Origin of the sequence: Noviherbaspirillum phoenicis, assembly GCF_047237965.1 — a bacterium.
Lineage (GTDB): Bacteria > Pseudomonadota > Gammaproteobacteria > Burkholderiales > Burkholderiaceae_D > Noviherbaspirillum_A.
In genome coordinates this window covers 3,655,269-3,675,967 of sequence record NZ_JBDFLX010000001.1, presented here as the reverse complement: position 1 = coordinate 3,675,967, position 20,699 = coordinate 3,655,269, and the positions used below count along the sequence as shown (strand labels likewise).

15 protein-coding genes are annotated in these 20,699 nt (G+C 60.5%); 11 read left to right on the top strand and 4 right to left on the bottom strand.

Features of this window, described 5'->3' with window-relative positions:
* The first annotated feature begins 8 nt into the window (after window positions 1-8).
* From ABC383_RS16435 to ABC383_RS16410, 6 genes are all read left to right on the top strand, one after another.
* Window positions 9-1,172: a CpaE/TadZ family protein gene (locus ABC383_RS16435; RefSeq protein WP_413015143.1), complete on the top strand. Its 1,164-nt coding sequence runs from the start codon at window positions 9-11 to the stop codon at window positions 1,170-1,172.
* A gap of 58 nt (window positions 1,173-1,230) precedes the next feature.
* A complete protein-coding gene (locus ABC383_RS16430) occupies window positions 1,231-2,586 on the top strand; it encodes a TadA family conjugal transfer-associated ATPase (RefSeq protein ID WP_413016393.1) in 1,356 nt (451 codons plus the stop codon).
* A gap of 10 nt (window positions 2,587-2,596) precedes the next feature.
* On the top strand, window positions 2,597-3,574 hold the full coding sequence (locus ABC383_RS16425) for a type II secretion system F family protein (RefSeq protein ID WP_413015141.1): 978 nt from the start codon (window positions 2,597-2,599) through the stop codon (window positions 3,572-3,574).
* A 37-nt stretch (window positions 3,575-3,611) separates the two neighbouring features.
* A complete protein-coding gene (locus tag ABC383_RS16420) occupies window positions 3,612-4,556 on the top strand; it encodes a type II secretion system F family protein (protein ID WP_413015140.1) in 945 nt (314 codons plus the stop codon).
* A gap of 20 nt (window positions 4,557-4,576) precedes the next feature.
* Window positions 4,577-5,761 carry a LytR C-terminal domain-containing protein gene (locus ABC383_RS16415; protein WP_413015138.1) on the top strand — a complete coding sequence of 395 codons (1,185 nt, stop codon included), beginning with the start codon at window positions 4,577-4,579 and terminating at the stop codon, window positions 5,759-5,761.
* Between the two features lie 121 nt (window positions 5,762-5,882).
* Window positions 5,883-8,030, top strand: a complete 2,148-nt coding sequence (locus ABC383_RS16410; protein WP_413015136.1) for an Ig-like domain-containing protein — start codon at window positions 5,883-5,885, stop codon at window positions 8,028-8,030.
* Window positions 8,031-8,149: 119 nt separating this feature from the next.
* On the opposite strand, the gene ABC383_RS16405 is transcribed toward ABC383_RS16410, so the two are convergent.
* The 3 genes from ABC383_RS16405 to ABC383_RS16395 form a co-directional block, all read right to left on the bottom strand.
* Window positions 8,150-8,644, bottom strand: a complete 495-nt coding sequence (locus ABC383_RS16405) for a hypothetical protein (protein WP_413015134.1) — start codon at window positions 8,642-8,644, stop codon at window positions 8,150-8,152.
* A gap of 518 nt (window positions 8,645-9,162) precedes the next feature.
* Window positions 9,163-9,921: a flocculation-associated PEP-CTERM protein PepA gene (gene pepA / locus ABC383_RS16400; protein ID WP_413015132.1), complete on the bottom strand. Its 759-nt coding sequence runs from the start codon at window positions 9,919-9,921 to the stop codon at window positions 9,163-9,165.
* Between the two features lie 289 nt (window positions 9,922-10,210).
* Complete coding sequence (locus ABC383_RS16395) at window positions 10,211-11,050, bottom strand: PIG-L deacetylase family protein (protein WP_413015130.1); 840 nt, start codon at window positions 11,048-11,050, stop codon at window positions 10,211-10,213.
* Between the two features lie 445 nt (window positions 11,051-11,495).
* Here ABC383_RS16395 and ABC383_RS16390 point away from each other — a divergent pair, with 445 nt between their 5' ends.
* The 5 genes from ABC383_RS16390 (at window position 11,496) to ABC383_RS16370 (ending at window position 17,757) form a co-directional block, all read left to right on the top strand.
* Entirely contained in the window at window positions 11,496-13,040 is a 1,545-nt protein-coding gene (locus ABC383_RS16390; RefSeq protein WP_413015129.1) for a UbiA family prenyltransferase, read from the top strand.
* The gene (locus ABC383_RS16385) at window positions 13,037-13,414 is read left to right on the top strand and encodes a DMT family transporter (protein ID WP_413015128.1); all 378 of its coding nucleotides are present in this window, start codon (window positions 13,037-13,039) and stop codon (window positions 13,412-13,414) included. The genes ABC383_RS16390 and ABC383_RS16385 overlap by 4 nt, the downstream gene beginning before the upstream one ends.
* A gap of 42 nt (window positions 13,415-13,456) precedes the next feature.
* The gene (locus tag ABC383_RS16380; protein WP_413015126.1) at window positions 13,457-14,713 is read left to right on the top strand and encodes an ArnT family glycosyltransferase; all 1,257 of its coding nucleotides are present in this window, start codon (window positions 13,457-13,459) and stop codon (window positions 14,711-14,713) included.
* A 457-nt stretch (window positions 14,714-15,170) separates the two neighbouring features.
* Window positions 15,171-16,202 carry a VWA domain-containing protein gene (locus tag ABC383_RS16375; protein WP_413015125.1) on the top strand — a complete coding sequence of 344 codons (1,032 nt, stop codon included), beginning with the start codon at window positions 15,171-15,173 and terminating at the stop codon, window positions 16,200-16,202.
* 352 nt (window positions 16,203-16,554) lie between these two features.
* On the top strand, window positions 16,555-17,757 hold the full coding sequence (locus tag ABC383_RS16370; protein ID WP_413015123.1) for a GGDEF domain-containing protein: 1,203 nt from the start codon (window positions 16,555-16,557) through the stop codon (window positions 17,755-17,757).
* Window positions 17,758-17,781: 24 nt separating this feature from the next.
* Here ABC383_RS16370 and ABC383_RS16365 read toward each other — a convergent pair whose 3' ends face one another.
* On the bottom strand, window positions 17,782-20,319 hold the full coding sequence (locus ABC383_RS16365; protein WP_413015122.1) for a PAS domain-containing protein: 2,538 nt from the start codon (window positions 20,317-20,319) through the stop codon (window positions 17,782-17,784).
* Window positions 20,320-20,699: the final 380 nt, after the last annotated feature.

Here is a 20,699-nt window from a genome sequence, read left to right as displayed (position 1 = left end):
GAGTTACCTTGAAAATTGCCGTCGTATCACCCAATGACAGGCTAGTCATGGACATCGTCCGGCGGCTGCGCGAGCGCAGCCCGTCGGACGATGTCGAGGCCATTGCCGGTCTTCCCCACGTGCTGGCGGCAGGCGCGGGAGCAAGCACGCCCGACGTCTTGGTGCTGGACGCGCCTTCGCTGGGCGAGGGCGACCTCGACCAGCTGGAGCGCCTGAGCCATGTGCATCCGCGCCTGGCCTTCATCGTGCTGTCGCAGCAGACCTCGCCGGAATTCCTGATGCGCGCCATGCGCGCCGGCGTGCGCGAAGTGCTACCGCTGCCGCTGGATGGCGACGCATTGGCGGCGGCGGTGCGCCGCATCGAGGAAAAGCGCGGCAGCCAGGCGCAAACCCATGGCAAGGTGCTGGCCTTCATTTCCTGCAAGGGCGGCAGCGGCGCCACCTTCCTGGCCACCAACCTGGCCTATGCGCTGGCCACGCTGAAGAACAAGCGGGTGGCCTTGATCGACCTGAACCTGCAGTTCGGCGACGCCTCGCTGTTCGTGTCGGACCAGAAGCCCGGCGCTACCATCGCCGACATCTCGCAGCAGATACACCGGCTGGATGCCTCCTTCCTGCAGGCCAGCATGCTCAGCGTCACGCCCAACTTCAGTGTGCTGGCCGCGCCGGAAGACCCGGCGCATGCCAATGACGTGAAGCCCGAGCATGTGGACCAGCTGATCAAGCTGGTGCGCCGCCATTACGACTTCGTCATTCTCGATCTGGGCCGCAGCCTGGACGCGGTCAGCATCCATGCGCTGGACCATGCCGACACTATCTTCCCGGTGCTGCAGACCACCCTGCCCTATATCCGCGACGGCAAGCGGCTGCTGGGCGTGTTCCGCTCGCTGGACTACCGCAAGGACAAGGTGCAGCTGATCGTGAACCGCCATGAAAAGAACGGCGACATCAAGCTGCGCGACGTGGAGACGGCCTTCAGCGCCACCGACATCCGGACCATACCCAACCATTACGACGCCGCCGCCGCCTCGGTGAACCAGGGCGTGCCGGTGCTGAAGCTGGCCAAGTCCAGCCCGATATCCAAGGCATTGGCGGAATTCGCGGATGCGCTCTGCCCCGAGGAAGCGAGCGCCTCATCCGGCTGGCTCTCGCGCGTGCTCAAGCGCGCCTGACGCACGGCACACCATCGAATAGCGACGAAAGGACCACTGCATCATGAACGCGGAAAACATGTCACTCAGGGACCGCCTGCGCAGCACCCCGGTCAACGGCAATGCCGCTGTCGTTTCAACGCGCACCGGCAACATCGAGAACCGGGCCTACCAGGAACTGAAGAACCATATCTACCAGGTGCTGATGGACCGCATCGACCTGGAAAGCCTGCAGCGGCTGTCGCAGGACCAGATCCGCCGCGAGCTGCAGGCGTTGGTGGAGCGGCTGCTGGAAGAGGAATCCGCCGTCCTCAACGACATCGAGCGCAAGACTCTGGTGCGCGATATCCAGAATGAAATGCTGGGCTTCGGGCCACTGGAGGAACTGCTGGCCGACCCGAGCGTGTCCGACATCCTGGTCAACAGCCACAAGCAGGTGTACGTGGAGCGGCGCGGCCGGCTGGAGCTGACAGACGTGGTGTTCTTCGATGATGCCCACCTGCTGAAGATCATCGACAAGATCGTCTCACGTGTGGGCCGCCGCATCGACGAGTCCAGCCCCATGGTGGATGCCCGCCTGCCGGACGGCTCACGGGTCAATGCCATCATCCCGCCGCTGGCCATCGACGGACCCTGCATGTCAATTCGCCGCTTCTCCGCGGTGCCGCTGAAGATGGACGACCTGATTGGCCACCGTAGCCTGACCGCGGAAATGGCGGAGATCCTGCAGGGCCTGGGCAAGGCCAAGATCAACATCGTGATTTCCGGCGGCACCGGCAGCGGCAAGACCACCATGCTCAACGTGCTGTCGGGCTACATCAGCCATTCCGAGCGCATCGTCACCATCGAGGACGCGGCCGAGCTGCAGCTGCAGCAGCCCCATGTGGTGCGGCTGGAAACCCGGCCGGCCAACATCGAGGGCAAGGGCGAAGTATCGCAGCGGGCGCTGGTGAAGAATGCGCTGCGGATGCGGCCAGACCGCATCATCCTCGGCGAGGTACGCGGCGGCGAGGCGCTGGACATGCTGCAGGCGATGAACACCGGCCATGAAGGCTCGATGGCCACCATCCACGCCAACACGCCGCGCGATGCGCTGACCCGGCTGGAGAACATGGTCAGCATGGCGGCCGCCAGCCTGCCCACCAAGGCGGTGCGTCAGCAGATTAGCTCGGCAGTCGGCGTGGTGGTGCAGATCGGCCGCCTGACCGACGGCAAGCGCAAGGTGCTGTCGATACTGGAGATCACCGGCATGGAAGGCGACATCATCACCACCCAGGAGATCTTCACCTTCAAGCAGACCGGCACCGACCAGAACGGCGCCATCATCGGCCATTTCAGCGCCACCGGCATACGGCCGCGCTTCCTGGAGCGGCTGCGCGCCTTCGGCATCGCGGTGCCGGACACGCTGTTCGACCCGACCCGCCAGTACCACTGAGCCCGGCGCCATGGATACCCTCTACTACCTGTTCGGCACACTGATCTTCATTGCGGTGGTGCTGTTCATCGAAGGCGCCTACCTGACCTGGAATTCCAGCAAGGGGCCGGAGGCGAACCGCATTGCGCGCCGACTGCGGATTCTGTCAGCCGGCGCGCACGGCGAAGGCGGCGATGTCTCCATCGTGAAGGATAGGCTGCTCAGCAACAGCCCTACCATGCAGCGCCTGCTGCTGAGGCTGCCGCGCGTGCATGCCGTTGATCGGCTGCTGCAGCAGTCCGGCTTGTCATGGAATGTGGCGACCCTGCTTGGCATCAGCCTGGCGCTGTTCGTGGTGACCTATTTCCTGATGGGCCTGTTCGCCATTCCGGTGCTGATCAAGCTGGCGGGCGCGGCCGCGCTGGCTGCCCTGCCTTATCTGTATGTCGTGCGCGCCCGCGACAAGCGCCTTACCCGCTTCGACCAGCAGCTGCCTGACGCGCTGGACCTGATGGGCCGCGCGCTGCGCGCCGGCCATGCGTTTCCGACCGCGCTGAAGATGGTGGCGGATGAAGCAACCGAGCCGCTGGCCAGCGAGTTTGCCATTGTGTTCGACGAGGTGAACTTCGGCATTGCGATGCAGGATGCGTTGATGAACCTGGCGACCCGTGTGCCCAGCACCGACCTGCGCTATTTCGTGATCGCGGTGCTGATACAGCGGGAGACCGGCGGAAACCTGTCCGAGCTGCTGGCAAACATCAGCAAGATCATACGCGACCGCATCAAGCTGCTGGGGCAGGTTCGGGTGCTGTCGGCAGAGGGCAGGATGTCGGCCTGGATTCTAGGACTTTTGCCTTTTGGCGCCGCACTAATGATGCAGCTAATTAACCCAAATTTTCTGGCAGTACTTTATACCGACCCGGGTGGACGCAAGATGGTTGCCTTTGCTGGAGTAATGATGTTCGTCGGCGTCGTCGTGATGCGAAAAATTATCAAGATACGGGTGTGAGATAGGACAACGCGTATTTTTTAAAAGTGAAAACACCATGAGCACCCTGCACCTCGTATATCTCGGAATGATCTTCGTGGCCGTGATGGGCGCCGCCCTGCTGGCCATGCGCCTGTTCGCCGGCGACCCGGTGCGTGACCGGCTCGACGCGGTAATCGGCCCTGTCACTCCCGCGCCCGGCAGCACGGAAAACGAATGGCTGGCCCGTATCATCAAGCTGACCGGCCCGCTGGCAAGGCTCTCGGTGCCAGAGGAAGGCTGGGAAAATTCGGCCCTGCGCACCCGCTTCATGAACGCCGGCCTGCGCAGCCCTTCGGCGCCCGCGATCTTCTTCGGTGCCAAGACGCTGCTGGCCCTGTCCCTGCCCTCGGTGCTGTTCATCGCGCTGAGCACGTCGGGCTCCAGCTACGGCACCAATGCGCTGCTGTTCTGGCTGCTGCTCGCCGCCAGCCTGGGCTACTACCTGCCCAACATCATCCTGCGCAACCTGATTTCCCGACGCCAGCGGGAAATCTTCGAAACCTTCCCCGATGCCCTGGACCTGATGACGGTCTGCGTGGAGGCAGGCCTGGGCATGGATGCCGCGCTGGCGCGGGTGGCCACGGAAATCAGCCTGAAGAGCGAAGTGCTGGCCGAGGAACTGCAGCTGGTGACGCTGGAACTGCGTGCCGGCAGCGGCAAGGAAAAGGCGCTGCGCAACCTGGCGCTGCGCACCGGCGTGGACGACGTGGATGCGCTGGTGGCGATGCTGATCCAGGCCGAGCGTTTCGGCACCAGCGTGGCCGACTCGCTGCGGGTGCAGTCCGAGATGCTGCGCACCAAGCGCCGCCAGCGCGCCGAGGAGCAGGCGGCAAAGATCGCACTCAAGCTGCTGTTCCCGCTGATCTTCTTCATTTTCCCGTCGCTGCTGGTGGTGCTGATGGGGCCTGCGTTCATCCAGATCTACCGCGTGCTTCTGCCCACGATGGGCGGCGGCCAATAACCACAAAAAAAGGGGAAATCATGCCAACACCCAGCCCTATCCTGGCCGCCGTTGCATCGCTCTGCCTGCTGCAGGCCTGCGCCACCGCGCCGGCGCCCACCGAGCCGCGCGCGATGAAGATGGAACCGCTGCTGCAGGTGCGCGGTTCCGGCGACCAGACGGCCGCCACCTATTACCAGCTCGGCAAGTTCCATCAGTCACGCGGCAACAAGGCGGGGGCGCGGACCGCCTACCAACAGTCGATCGGACTGGACCGGCGCCAAATAGAGGCGCGCAATGCGCTGGCGGTGCTCAATTCCGAAGACGGCAAGCTCGACGAGGCGCTGTCCATGCTGACGCAGCTGGTGCAGGACTATCCGCGCATGGCCTATCTGCATAACAACCTGGCCTATGTGCACCTGCTGCGCGGCGAGCCCGATGCCGCCATTCCTTCTCTGGAAAGGGCGCTGGCGCTGGAGCCGGGCAATGCCCGCGCGCTGAACAACCTGGGCCTGGTGCAAACCGCCCTGGTGGAAAAGCGCGACCGCCTGACGGCCGCGTTGGGCCTGGCCGATGTGATCGTGGAAAAAGTTGCCGGCGCCAATGACACCGCTGGCAAGCCGGCCGAGGAAGCCGCCGCTACCGCACTCGCCGCAGCCAGGCAGGCGACCTCGCTGGTGACGCCCGCACCCGCGCCGGTTGTAGCCAAGCCGGCCATGCCTGAAGTGCTGTCGCCAACCTCGCGCATGGAAGTCGTGCAGCTGCTGCCCAATGTGATCGAGCTGCGGCAGCGCCAGCCGGCGCAGCCGGTGGTGGCCGAGCGGCGCGAGGAAAAGACGCAGAAGGCGGCTGTGGTGGAGAGCAAGTCGCTGACCGCGACGCCGCCGCAGCCACGCGCCTTCCGCTTCGACGTTGCCAACGGCAACGGCGTGCCCGGCATGGCCCTGAAGATGCGTGACGCGCTGGCACGGCGCGGCATCCACGCAGTGCGCGTCACCAACAAGCGGCCGTTCAACACCCAGAGCACCGAGATCCAGTACCTCGCCGGCTTCGAGAAGGAAGCCGAGCGGGTCAGGACTGCGATGGCGTCCCACGTGACGATGAAGCCGGTCTCCGTCATTGCCGGCACGCAGGACGTGCGACTGGTGCTGGGCCGAGACGCGGCGGGCCATGTGGCGCTGATGGGAGAAGCGCCGCTGCTGGCCTATAGCGACAGCCGCAAGTAAGCGGCAACAAATCAGAGAAACGGGCCGCCATGCCGGTCCGGCATTCATAACACCAGGGGGATTTATGTTCGGGAAGTCAGGATGGTCAAGAAAAGCCGATCTCGTTGTGATCGGCGCGGCAGTGGCAGTGCTAGCGGGCTGCGGCGGCGGAGGTGGCAGCGACGGCTGCAACAGCCTTCCCGGCCGCAGTTCGAACCTGCCCACCTGCAGCACCGGCACGGGCACCGGGACGCAGGCAGCCACGACTGCAGCCGCGGCTACCGTCACCCTTTCCATGGCCAGCAGCACCGGCAGCACGACCAAGGCCGTATCGCCAGACCAGCCGGCCACCCTGCAGGCAGCGGTAAAAACCAGCACCGGCGCAGCTGTGCCCAATGCCGTCGTAACCTTTACCACCAATGACAAGACGGGCGTGTTCATCCCCTCCTCCGGCACCGCGATGACCGATGCCAGCGGCGTGGCCCGCGTGAGCCTGCCGGCAGGCACTCAGGCCGGCGCATTCACCGTGACGGCAAGCACCACGGTCGATGGCAAAGCCTACCTAGGCACGACCAATTACAACGTCACCTTCCCGACACTGACGTTCAGCAATCTCGCCATTGCGCCGGCCACACTGTCGGCTGGGGGTACAGCCAGCCTTGCGGTCACGGTGCTTAATGGCAGCACGGCGTTCACGCCGGCGCAGTCGGTCAGCTTCACCTCGCCCTGCGTGGCGGCCGGTAAGGCCACCATCAGTTCGCCGGTCACCACCGTCAATGGCGTGGCCAGCACCTCCTACACCGACAAGGGATGCGGCGGCAGCGACGTGATCACCGCGTCCACCACGCTGTCTGGCTCGACCATCACCAAAACTGGCACGGTCAATGTGCAGCCTGCCACTGCCGGACAGCTGACCTTCGTTTCAGCGCTTCCGCAAAACATCGCGTTGAAGGGCACGGGCGGCGCCGGACGCCAGGAGACGTCGACAGTAACCTTCAAGGTGCTCGACAGGAACAGCAACCCGGTCTCGGGCCAGGTTGTCAGCTTCAGCCTCAACACGACTGTGGGCGGCCTGACATTGAGCCCGGCCTCGGCCACGACTGGGGCGGACGGCACGGTAAGCACCGTGGTGGCGGCCGGCACGGTCAATACGCCGGTGCGTGTGACCGCGACCCTGGGCACTATTTCCACGCTGTCCGACCAGCTCGTCGTCTCCACGGGCGTGCCTGACCAGAACAGCTTTTCGCTCAGCACCAAGATCTTCAACGTCGAGGGCATGAACCATGATGGCTGCCCGGCGCCAGTAGGTTCGAACGTGACAGTGCGGCTGGCTGACCATTTCAACAACCCGGCGCCGGATGGCACCGCGGTCAGCTTCACGGCCGAAGGCGGCACCGTCGATGCATCCTGTCTGACAGGGTTGACGGAAACCACGCTGACCGATGGCACCGTGATCAGGCAGAAAGGCGTGCCGGGCGAATGCAGCGTGCGCTTCTGCGCCGCCCAGCCGCGCCCCGCCGATGGACGCATCACCATCCTTGCCTATGCGCTGGGCGAGGAGGACTTCACCGACTTCAACGGCAATAACCTGGTGGACGCCAATGAGTTCGATGCTGCAAAGCAGGATCTAGGCGATCCCTTCCGTAATGATCGGGCAATCAGCGGAGCCAATGCGAATGGCATCGACGACATCTGGTCCAGCGGCAATGCGACATGGGTGCCCGGCGAAACCTATATTGATTCGAATGCCGACACCGTTTGGAGTCGGACCGGGGACGGACAATATAACGGCGTGCTGAAATCGCCCTCCAGTGTCAATACGACGGGTCTCAACACGATCCACGTCCGTGGCTCGCTGGTGCAAGTGCTGTCGGGCAGCGAGGCAGCGATCACGCCGCTGGATGGCAACTTGCTTCCGCTCAGCCAGTGCCAGAACGGCGTGGCTTTTGCCAATGCAGCCCAGGCATTCCGCTTCGCGGTGAGGGATACCAATCCAACGATCTTCGCGCCCAATACCTTGTCCGGCAATATCTTGCCCGCCGGGACCAAGATCGAATTCACGGTATCCAACGGCAAGCTTCTGAGCGAAGGGAGCTTCATTGTTCCCAACACCGCCGAGCCGAGTTCAGCCGTATGGACCTACGCCGTGCTGCTGCAGAGCGATGCTACGCAAACCGATGCCACAACCGGCTATGTCTGCAGCAACCAGGTAAGCAGCGGCCTGCTTACAGTGAAGGTGACGACGCCGCTGGGTCTGATTACTACCCGGTCGTTCTCGGTTACCGACTGAGTCATTCGATGATGCTGCTGACAGGCCGGCTTTGCGCCGGCCTGTCAGCATCTGCAGGGAAGCAGTTTGTTTTTGCTATCGCCAGTCACACCAACTCGCTTTACCTGTACTCCCCTCCCTCAATACGAAATCGTCCCCACCACGCTCAGCGCCCCCTGATGCGTCGCCATATCCTCCGATCCCTCCAGCCGCCCTGCGCCCCTTGCGCCCTCGAAGCGGCCGGTGCCGCCGGTGATGCTGTAGGTGACATCCCTGGTCTGGAGCAGCGTGCCGCCCGCCGGAATGAAGCTGCCGGTGTAGGTGGCGGTCAGCTTGTCGCCATTGGCGGCCGTCACCGTGATGGAGCCATGCAGGATGACGAAGCTCCCATATGCCTGCGTGATGCAGTCCGTGGCGACGACAGCCGACTTGCCGAGATGGCTCAGGTTGCCGATGCCTACCATCATGCCCGCAAGCGGACATGCGGGGTCCTTGGCCGCATCCAGCGTGCTGGTATAGGAGAATCCGCCGGTCAGGGGAACGCTGGGACCCGCATGGGCCGATGGACCAGCCATGAAGGCAAGCACACTTGCAACGGCAGTTGCGCCGGATACCAGTTTGTTCTTCGTATTCATGACAACACCTTTCGCGAATGAACGGAAGTGGTTACGGATGAGATATGCGGATGATCGGGCTGGCAGGTGGATGCAGGCGGCAGTGGTCATGCACCCTGCCTGGGCGGACCGATGGTCTTTCGCATGTTGGCGAGGCTGCACGCCCCGGTTCAAGGCTTCATGCCCAGGGTTTGAACCTTACGCGGCGCGTCGTGGATTTCCTTGATGCGTCACAAACGCCGTCAGCACGAGAAACGGGGGCAATGTACTGCGCCTCCTCAGGCAGGCTGGCGTTGCGAGGGAGATGGTAGTGGTGCGGCCAGGAGCGGCTTGCCGGGCCGCGCCATGATGTCCTTGCGTATTCTCCCGGCTTGAACGCCGGTTCCGCAATTCGGGTGCATGGCAAGCAGTTCCCGGCCCGCGCATTCAGTGAGTCAGGCGCGGTTCAGGCGAGTGCAATATGTTGATGTTTGCAGGCGCCAAAAGCAAATGGGCCAGCATATGCTGGCCCATCGTCATTACATGCCTTGCGCTGGGAATCAGGCGCGGCGACGGCGGCTCATGCCGAGACCGAGCAAAGCGATGCCGAACAGCGCCACTGCGCTGGGCTCTGGCACGAAGAACACATTGGCAGCGCCCGTTATGAGCGAGCTTGTGCCGTTGAGGTTGATTGGCTCAGTGCTGCTGAAATTGCCATCGATGGTCAGTTGCGAATAGAACGGCGTAGGAGAAGTGAAATACGCAGCGCCTGCGGCCGTCAGCACCAGGTCATCGAAGGTCAGCGAAAAATCGCCATTTGCGTTAGTAATGCTTCCAGGGCGCAGAGAGCCGGAACCAAAACGGAAGTTCTCAGTGGAAGCAAGCAGCAGGTCGGTGTCGCCATTAGCGACACTGACAACACCGCCGCCAACGCCAGGCAGCGTGAGTTCCGTGAAGGCGCCCTGGTCCAGATAAAGCTGGATGCTGCCGGAGGTTCCGACAAACTTGCCGCCATTGTCGATAACCTGACCGGTTGCCGTGAAGATTGCGTAGACGTTCATATCGGTTGCCACTGGGCGACTAGCCTCGTTGGCCCAAAAAGCAGGCATTGCTGCAAATGCCGACGTCTTGAACGTGGACGCGCTATCGATGGTCAGGATTTCCTGGTAGCCCATGACCATCTTGTCAGCGGTAATGGTCCGTCCGTTCAGATTAACAGTGAAGTCCTGGAACAGTTCCGCATGCGCAGGCGCGGCAAAAGAAGCTGCGGCAAGAGCAAGGATCGCCAGGCTGCGTTTGATGTTAGCAAAGATATTCATTTTATTCTCCCTGGTAAGTTTTACTTTCCAGTTCCTAGCAGAAATTGTGCCTGAAATAAATTAGTTCCTTAAATCAACCACTTACTGCATGCTTTTTCAGTACCATTTCTTTTCTGTAAAGAAACTCGACATGGGACAACCTGGATCCCAAGGGAAACAGGGGATGTCATGCCGAGTAAAGCGATGGCAGGCTACGGATCGCAAACAAATCCGGCCAGCCGCCACGCCATCGGGGACTTCCCGGCGATGCCGCCCAAGTGCATGCGCCCACAAGCGTGCTGTGAAGTGCCTATAGGCCAAAGGCCTGTAGCTCAAACACTTCCGCATACGGCATCGGGCCTCCCGCATCCGCAGCGGCCTGCCGGTTGACCTCCAGCACCCGCTGGTCGAAACCCTGCCCCCTGGTCTTCAGGTTGCGCTCCTGCTGAGAACGATGAAAGCGCAGCAGCTGCGCTTTCCATGCGGCTTCCTCTCCGCCGAAATAGGCATACAGGTCTGGACGCATGGAGACGGTCTTGGCATCGAGATTCAGGGCGGCATGGAGGCGCAGCCCATCTTCAGTGGCAATGGCATGAAAGCGTTGATAGGTGCGACGGTGCGTGCGATTGCTGTCATTGCCATGTGGTAGAAAGACGAGGTCGGGACGCGTGGCGTGCAGGTAGGTCCGTAGCGCGTCGCTGCTGGCCTGTTCGCTAGCCTGGGCATCATCGCCTTCCCACAAGCGCATGAATGTCAGGCGTTGCGCAGGCAGGCCAAAGAAGTCGCAGCTTGCCCGCTGCTCGGCCTCGCGCAGGGCGGCCTTCTCCGCTACGGTGTGTGCGCCCTGCCAGCCATCTTCAACGCCGTTCGCGCCGGACGTCAGGACCGCAAGGTGAATGTCATGGCCCTGTTGGTGAAAGTGCTGGAGCGTGATGCAAATGGCGTCGAAGTCGTCCGGATGCGGCGCCAGCACGACAATGCTGGGCTGTGCCGGCAGTGGGAAGTCTGGCAGCATCAATGGACGTTGCTGCGGGAAGCGAGCAGTCGGATGGTGGTGCATGGTTGCCATGGTGGATGTGTGTAAGTTGCCATCAGCAAGAAAACGGCCAGCGGGAAGTCCTTGCCAATGTGTCCGTTTCGCAATTGACATGCTCGTTTCCATCGATCTATGGCATCGACCATATATGACGCTGCATGTTTTAACCAGGGTTTGAAAAACCTCATAACCGACCCTGCTGAAGTAGATGAGGCACAGCAGCAGAATGGAAATGCTCTCGCAACCCAGCTATTTAGTGGTCAAGGTCGCGGACTCCATAATTTACATGCAGACCGTTTGCATGCGCAGCTGCCTGGTTTTTACGGCCGGCCCCGGCTCACTAATCAAGCACGCAGATGAGCTCTGATTCTTGAGGCATGGCCTGACGCACTACTGCTGTCTCGCATCCAGCAATAGATGTTGGAATTTTTTCTCGAAATTACATAACTGAAACTAAATTGTTCACGCGAAATGTTTCTTCATGATAACATAATTGGGGTAATTTCAGCATTGATCGGTCACCTTAATAAAATTGCGGAACCATGGAAAGGCGCTTGATATGACGGGGGAAAACTTTTCTTTGGACGATACCGATTTGCGCCGTCTTGCGTTTGAAAACCTGTCTCTACTCCCTTTACTTGACCCGCCTGAAGCATCCGCGATTCCATACATTTCTCCGTCAACCACTTCGCCATTAGTGGTTGATCTGGACGGCACTTTGATTCTGACCGACAGCTTGATCGAATCCGTTCTTCAATTAATCAAAACTCGTCCTTTCACAGCACTTTGCCTTTTATATTACCTCCCCAAGGGTCGCGCCGAATTAAAGAATTTTGTGGCGGAAAATACTACTCTTTGGGTAAATTCCTTGCCATACCGTGCAGATCTTCTTGAATACATTATTGAAGAGAAAGCTCGCGGCAGAAAAATCGTTCTGGCTACCGCCGCCCATCACAAAATAGCTAACGCAGTCGCCTCCCACCTTGACGTTTTCGACCATGTGATTGCAAGCGACGCCAAAAGGAATCTGAAAGGAACTCAAAAGCTTGATGCCATCAATGAACTCGTTGGACCGGAATTTGTTTACGCCGGGGATAGCTCCTCAGATATTCCAATATGGCACGCATCCAAATCGGCAATCACGGTCGACACCAGTTCCTCCACTACGCGCCAGGTAAAGGAACGCACGAGACTGGAGAAGGAATTTGCTTCCCCGCCTCTGGATTGGAAAGTCTGGGCGCAGGCGCTAAGGTGTCATCAATGGGTGAAGAACTTGCTGATCTTCGTCCCATTATTAACTGGCTTTGCTTTTTCCAATACTTACGCCGTTATAGCGTCCATTTTTGCATTCATTGCCTTTTCTCTTGCAGCGTCTGCAACCTATATCGGCAATGACCTCTGGGACATAGACAACGACCGAGCTCACCCGAGAAAAAAGAATCGGCCATTTGCCAGCGGAAGAATTCCCATAACAAAAGGCATCGCGGCGGCGGCGGCTTTATTAACCAGTGCCTTGGTAATAGCAGCGCAGATCTCCGTCCCCTTGCTGATAATGGTTTCTGCCTATGTTGTGCTTACCACTCTTTACAGCTGGGTATTGAAGCGTTACGTGCTGATTGATGTCATCACTCTGGCGCTTTTGTACACGTTCCGCGTACTAGCCGGTTCGGTTGCCTCCGATTTAAGCATGACTTATTGGCTTTTCCTGTTCAGCATTTTCACGTTTTTCAGCTTGGCGCTAGTCAAGCGTTGTGCCGAGTTGATCAGCCTGCGCAAATCTAAAAAACAGGCTGCTCATGGTCGTGATTACCAAGTTGAAGACCTGTTTGTACTTTATCCACTAGGCATAGCAGCAAGTCTTTGTTCCGTCGTGGTTTTTGGCCTTTATATCGGTTCGATAAGGGCTGAAAATCATTATGCGCATCCCGGCCTGCTTTGGCTTGTCGGGGTTGGCCTTCTCTATTGGACAGGCCGCCTCTGGATCAAGACAGTACGTGGCGAGATGCATGACGATCCTATTGTTTTTGCATTCAAGGATTTTGGCAGCCGGGTCACGGTTTGCGGGATGGTTGGCGTAACCTTACTTGCGGCATTTTTGCCATGAAAACAAATATGACTGTTTTGCTTATAGCGTTGATCAGCATCGTTTTTTCAGTTGCAGCGCAATTCTGCTTGAAAGCAGGAATGTCGAGCGGTCATATCCGAATGGCGATGGAAGCCAAGCTATCTATTCAAGGGGTCGTTGCGCTTATTTCGTCCCCCTATATCATTGCCGGCTTCATGCTTTATGGGATGGGCGCAATGATATGGCTTGCCGTTCTGGCGCGCTGGGACGTCAGCAAAGCGTACCCTCTTGTTGGGTTCGGTTTCGTGCTCGCCGCACTGATCGGCCTGATACAGGGCGAGAATATTTCCTTCCTCCGAATAGCAGGAATCGTATTGATCGTTGGCGGTGTCGCAGTTGTCGCGCGCACTTGAAGCAGCTTTCATAAAATCAATAGATTAATTTTCAACGCGTATATGCCAACCAGATTTCCCCGTTTTTACCTACTCATCATTCTTCTTGTTGCGCTTTGTTTGCGCGTTATAACCGTGGTATCGCTGAATTTAGCGGCGGAGAGCGATTACGCCGGCTATCAGTCGATGGCCCAGAACTTTATTTCTGGCGCCGGCATGACTGATGGCGTGAACATGGCATTTCTGAGCGCCGGCTACCCACTTCTCATCCTCGCTCCAGTTTTCGCCATTACCGGAAATAATATTCTCGCAGCCCAGTTAGTTAATGCATTACTTGGCACCATTAGCGTGCTGCTTTGCTACATGGTGACACGCCAGGCAGGCGCAGGCCGACTGGGTGGCTTGATTGCTGCGAGTTTGTTTGCCCTTTACATTCCGTCATGGGTGTACGCCGAGTATTTGGCCAAGGAAAACCTGATGACGCCGTTGATGCTGGCTGTCATATGGTGCGCGTTGAAATTGATGCAGAAAGCCCTGTTTTCCACGGCAATGCTTTGTGGGGTGCTACTTGGTCTGCTCTCGCTCGTTGGAAACGCCGCGCTGTCGATTGCTGGCGCCGTGGTACTCGCACTCTTTTTTGTGATGGAAAAACCAGGCCACAAGATTAAATGCTTATTCGTTATTATGATGTTGGCGGTTATTACAGCATCGCCTTGGATAGTACGCAATTATTTGGTCATAGGTGCGCCCGTTGTAAATTCCAATAGCGGCTTCAACCTTTACATAGGGAATAATCCCAGTGCCGACGGACTATTCGTCTCGGTTAAGGACACACCTATTGGACCGGAATGGGAGACATTGCGGAAAGAAAAAGGAGAAATGGGCGCTTCCAGGGTACTCGGTCAGCTAGCGCTTGAGTGGATTAAAGAACATCCAGCAAACGCACTCAAGCTAGGCGTAAAGAAAGCAATTTTGTTTTGGATGCCACCGGTACACGAAGGGAAAGGAGAACAATCGAAATCTGAATCTCTCGTCCGTATGGCATGGCTTGCCCAGTTTCTCGTGCTGGTCATTGGCGCAATTAGCGGACTTTTCTTCAAAGCGCTGAGAAATAGGACAACCCTGATCGTGTGGGCCACAGTAACAGGATATACGGCGATACATATGTTGTTCTATGTAGTATTTCGCTATAGAGAGCCGTTGATGCCTTTCTTATGCGTACTGTGCGCCTTGGCAATTGAACAAGCTTGGGAAAAGTACGATTTGAAAAGCTTTTTTCGCAATCGTTCACCGGATGCTGAAAATTATCGAATGGGATAAAAAGCCAACAAGGCCCCATACGGATTTCCCCTCAAAAATCGTTCTATTCCTGCAACAACGCGTCTACGTTTTTTGAAAAGCATACGGTAGCGCAACGTCAAGACTTCCGACTCATGGCGCAGAAGCGCAGTTTCCATGCTGGGCGAGGGTTGGGAAAGTAGTTCCTCTGAACGCCCTTGCATCGCCACCCCTTTTTGCTTTTTAAAGCAGTAAACGGTCCGGCATCAGGCAATACGCAAGGTTCCGTTCGTCTGTCCTGCAAAATTCCCGAATCGGGTTTACATTCCAATTCATGCACCACGTATCCGGCAGACCAGCCCGGTCACCATCCGCAAGCTGGCAACGATCCCGCGAAGAGGACCGCTGCTGTCGCAGGAACCGTTTTCCCCCTTCGGCTTTCAAACAGTGACCATGGTCCGCCGGCTGCATGGCGGCGCCTCAAGCAAATCGGACCACCATGACCTTTCTGCTACCGGAAATGCTGTGGCTGCTGGCTTTACTGCCCGCAGTCGCCCTTGCCTATGTGCTGCTGCTGCGCCGCCGCAAGAAGCTGGTGGCGCAGTTTTCCAATCTGGCGCTGGTGCGCGACGCAATCGGGCCGCGCGCTTCGCTGCGGCGCCACCTGCCGCCCTTGCTGTTCTTCATCGGCCTGGCCGCTGCGCTGCTGGCGGCGGCCAGGCCGGCGGCCAGCCTGCGGCTGCCCTATGCCTATGACACCGTGATCCTGACGCTGGACATCTCGCGCAGCATGGCCGCCGACGATGTGAAGCCGACCCGGCTGGCGGCAACCCAGGCGGCCGTGCGTGGCTTCATCGCCGGGCAGCCGCGCCATACCCGCATCGGCCTGGTGGCGTTTGCCAGCACGGCCGCAGTCGTGCAGACGCCCACCACCGACGCCGAAAGCGTTCTCGCGGCGCTGGACCAGCTGCAGCTGCAGAACTCGACCGCGATCGGCACCGCGGTGCTGGTGTCGCTCGGCGCGATCTTTCCGGAGCGGCAGTTCGACCTGTACCGCAACAGCCGCGGCGCGCGCGCACTGCTTGCCGAACGGGATCGCGCCGCCGTCGAGGAATCGGCGCCGAAGCCGGTGGCGCCGGGCTCGTACAAGTCGGCCGTGATCGTCCTGTTGAGCGATGGCAGCGCCACCACCGGCGTGCATCCGATCGAGGCGGCGCGCATTGCCGCCGAGACCGGCGTGCGCATCTTCACGGTTGGCGTAGGCACGCCGAATGGCCGCGTCACGCTGCCCAACGGCGCGGAAATCCGGGTCGTGCCCGACGAGGAAACCCTGAAGGAAATGGCGGCAATCACCAAGGGCGACTATTTCTATGCCGGCTCGGCGCCCGACCTGACGCAGATCTACAGCCGCCTCGCCCAGAACCTTTCCGCCGAAAAGAAAAGCCAGGAAATTTCCGCGCTGTTCGCGGCCATCGCTGCCCTGCTCTTCCTATGCGGCGCCACGCTGTCCGCAGTCAGGGCAAGGATCTAGGCGCCCGCGCGGCGGAAAGACAGCGGCTGCAACGTATGGGAAGATGTTGCTATTTTGCATCATTATCAGCTCCAGGCCCCTGTCATGCGTCTCGACAAAGGGGGCGTAGCCCAGCCACCGAAACAGATGACAGGCACTGGCAGCGCGTGAAAAGCGATGAGGCTCAGAGAGGAGCCGTCCTGAAGCGACATGATCGTTAGTTGGCTAACAATATTTACCCTTAGAAATATTTTCACTGTATATTTGCGTGACGATGATTTCCAGGCCCTGCCTGCGCGTCGCTTTCCCATCCGTTCCGGTCCGGCCTTCCTGCACATTCCCGGATGAGAAAAGCTCCTGAATCGTTACAGACATGCCTACCTTCGATCCCCGCTCCTTCATCATCACCTCCGCAGTCGCCGGCATACTTTGCTCGATGATCTTTTTCGTCCTGCGCCGCAGTTTCCCCAGGGAGGTCGGCGGCATCGGCGAATGGGGCTGGGGTTGCGTGGCGATGGTGGGCGGCGCGTTTCTGTTCAGTTCCCGCGGTACGCTGTCGCCGCTTCTGACGGTGGTGCTGGCCAATACGCTGATCGTCGGCGGCATTGTGCTGATGCACATCAGCCTGCGCCGTTTCACCGGCCTGCGCGCCGGACACCGCTGGGCGACGGGCCTGCTGCTGGCCGTGGCCGCGGCGTTGCTGTGGCTGACCGTAGTGGTCGACGACTACCGCGGCCGGCTTGAGTTCGTCACTGCCGTCAACACGCTGCTGTTCGGGCTCAGCGCATGGTTCCTGTTCCGGATGAAGAAGCAGGGCTTTGCCGAGCGCTTCACCGGCACGCTGTTTGCCGTCGAGGCGCTGGTATCGCTGGGACGGTTCTATTTTGCCCTTGCGGGGCAGAGCAGCGAGGACTACTGGAACGACAACTCGATGGTCCACATGTTTTACCTGGCCAGCTTTTCGATCTCGCTGGTCGGCCTGAGCTTCGGCTTCATGCTCATGGTGACTACCCGGGTGCAGGAAAAGCTGGAATATGCCGCCTCGCATGATGATCTCAGCGGCGCCTGTACCCGCGCCACGTTTTTCAGGATGATGACCAGCGAAGTCCTGCGCGCGCGCCGCCAGCGCCGGCCGCTGTCGCTGCTGCTGATCGACATCGACGACTTCAAGCGCATCAACGACGGCCATGGCCATCCGGTGGGCGACGCAGTGATCAGGACCTTCGCCACCGTCACCGCCGGCGAACTGCGCGGTCATGACCTGCTTTGCCGTTATGGCGGCGAGGAATTCGCGCTGCTCCTGCCCGACACCGCGCTGGACGAGGCGACTGCCGTGGCGGAGCGCATCCGCGCCAGGTTCAGCGAGGGTGCCTTCGACGGCATGCCGCCATTTACCGTCAGCCTGGGCGTGCAGTCGGCCGAACAGGGCGCGCTGGAAGTGGCGCAGATGATCGAGGGCGCCGACCGGGCGCTCTACATCGCCAAGAAGCTGGGCAAGAACCGGGTGGAGATCGCGCCCGAACTCAGCTATGCGTCCGGTACGGACGGCCTGTCGGCAAGCCGGCCCCTGGCGTAACGGGCGTCCCGGCGCCGACCTGCATCAATGCACGTGCCGGGCGGGCTCGGCATCGGCCGGCCCCTCGGCGCCATACAGTTCCTCGTTGAGGGCAGTCACCAGCGTGTCGACCGCGTACGGCTTGGCCAGGGTGCGTATCCCCGCCGTTTCCACGCGGCGCTCCGAGTAGCCCGTCGCCAGCATGATGCGCATGGCCGGGAAGCGGCTGCGCACGATCTCGGCAAGCTCGATGCCGCTGATGGCGCCCGGCATGACGATGTCCGAGAACACCAGGTCGAACGGCTGCTGCGATTCCAGGCAGCGCAGCGCTTCCTCGCCATTGTCGGCCACATCGACCGTGAAGCCGGCCTTCTGCAGCGCCGGGCTCACCGTCTGGCTGACCAGGGTATCGTCCTCCACCAGCAGGATGCGGCCGCGCGACCGGGCCGCCGGCGCCGCGGCCCTGGCCGCCGGCGCTGCCGCGGGCGCTTCCTGCAGGCTGCGCGGCAGGTAGATCGCCACGTCCAGGCCTTCGCCCTTGCTGCTCTGCAGGGTCAGCGTGCCGCCCATCTGACTGGCAAAGCCGTAAGCCTGCGCCAGCCCCATACCCGAGCCCTTGCCCACCACCTTGGTGGTGAAGAACGGGTCCAGCGCCTTTTGCATCACCTCTTCGCTCATGCCTTCGCCGGTGTCCCGGACCCGCAGATGCACATAGTCGCCGGTGGCAAGGCCATTGGCGGCGACCGCGATGGTGACGTTGCTGGCGCTGATGCTGAACTGGCCGCCCTGCGGCATCGCGTCCCGGGCGTTCATGGCCAGGTTCAGCATGGCCAGCTCGAACTGCAGCGGGTCGATGCGCACCGGCCACAGGGTCTCGGGCATGCCGACGAAGAATTCGATATTGCTGGGCAGCGCGCCGCGCAGCAGGGAATGGATTTCCTGCATCTGCCGCGGCAGGTGCACCGCTTTCAAGTGCGCCTCCTGGACCCGGCCGAACACCAGCAGTTGCCGCGTCAGCTGCACGCCGCGCTCCACGGCGCGCTGGCACGCCAGGAGCGCGGTCTGGATGCCCTGGTCCTTCACGGAAAACAGCGACAGCTGGATGCCGGTGGTCAGGGTCTGCAGGATGTTGTTGAAGTCATGGGCGATGCCGCCGGTCAGGCGTCCCAGCGCCTCCAGTTTCTGCGCCTGCTGCAGCGCGCGCCGGCTTTCTTCCAGAGCCTGCAGGCGTTCCCGGTCGAGCTGCTCGGCCTCCTTGCGCTGGCTGATGTCGGAAAAGGTTCCCACCATGCGCAGCGGCTGGCCGTCGGCCGTATGGCTCACCACCATGCCGCGCTCCAGCACCCACTTCCAGCCGCCGTCCTGGCAGCGCATCCGGTGTTCGCTGTTGTAGGTCGGGGCCGTGCCATAGAGGTGGGATTCCAGTTCGGCCAGAACCCGCGGCTTGTCTTCCGGGTGGATCCTGCCGTTCCATTCGTCGATATGGCTGCCGATGGCGTCGTCGGCATAGCCGAGAATCTCCTTCCAGCGCCGGGAGAACTGGACCTCCCCGCTGCGCACATCCCAGTCCCACACGCCTTCGGCGGCGCCTTCCAGCGCGAATTTCCAGCGCGCCTCGCTGTCGACCAGCGCCTCGGTGGCGATGGCGCGCTGGCGCATGCCGGCCAGCAGGAAATAGCCTACCGTGGCCAGCAGCAGCGAGATCGCGGCGCCGATCGAGAAATACGCAGTTCGCTGCTGGCGGTAGGACGCCAGGATGGTGTCCAGCGACTGGCCGACCACCACCACCATCTCCTCCTTGGGCAGCAGGCGCCAGCTCGACAGCCGCTCGATGTCGTCGAGGCCGGAGCGGCCCTCGTACTGGCCATACTCGGCCTGGCCGGGCTGAAGAAAGGGCGCATCGGCGACCGCTTTGCCCATCGCGTTTTCCGAATCGGGCGATTGCGCAAGGATCTCGCCGCTGGCGCGCGCCAGGGTGATCGAACCATCCTTGCCGAGGTCGATCGTGTTATAGAAGCGCCCGAAATAATTCGGCGATACCGACAGCACGATGACGCCGGAGAAATTGCCGCTGGCATCGATCAGGGGCCGGGTGAACTGGATGCTCCAGCGCTTGGAGAGGCGGCCCATCACCGGCTTGCTGATGAACAGCCGGTCGCCGAATGCCAGGCCGCGATGCACGCGGAAATGCTCGCGGTCAGCGAGGTTCATCGACATCGACGGCGAGCGCACGCTGGAAAACACCAGGTTGCCGGCGGCATTGATGATGGCCACCTGGAAGCCGATGTCCTTTTCCAGGAAGGCCTGGCGCCGGCTGACCACCTGCGAAAAATCGTTGTAGCCGCCCTGCCATTCATCCCGCAGTTCCACCAGCGTCAGGTCGATCGAACTGATGGAGGACTTCACTTCCTCGGCGAAGGCGCGAGCCAGGTTGTCCACCTGCGCCCCGCTCAGGGTGCGCGCCTGGTGATCGAGCCGATGCAGGTCGAATAGAAGCAGGGCCCACAGTATCGGCAAGGTGCAGGCCAGCAGCAGAAGCGTCTGCAGGGGCAGGGAGAGACGCTGGAACGATGAAAACTTCATGAATAATCCGCAATCCGGTTCGACACTGCGGCGAAGGCTGGACCCGCCGCGGCGTTATTGTCCACCGTTCTGGCGGGAAATCCGGAATTTTTTACCAATTGATCATTGGATCGGACGACGAGTCGGGAACAATCCCTTGATTTCGCCGAACACAATGTTCTGCCCGGCAATAAGACGCGCGCTATAGTTGCGCTTGATCAACTGTTTTTCCGTCTGCCCATTGCACTATCGTTAACATAAGTACAGGGAGATTGTCATGAAGTCCATTGGGGAGCTGGTTTGCATTTCATTAATCGTGCTGTCGTTTGCCGCCATCCTGTATTCGGCGTCGTTCTGACGGCCGCATCGCAGCATCCGGGTTGTTGCTGCGTCAAATTCCG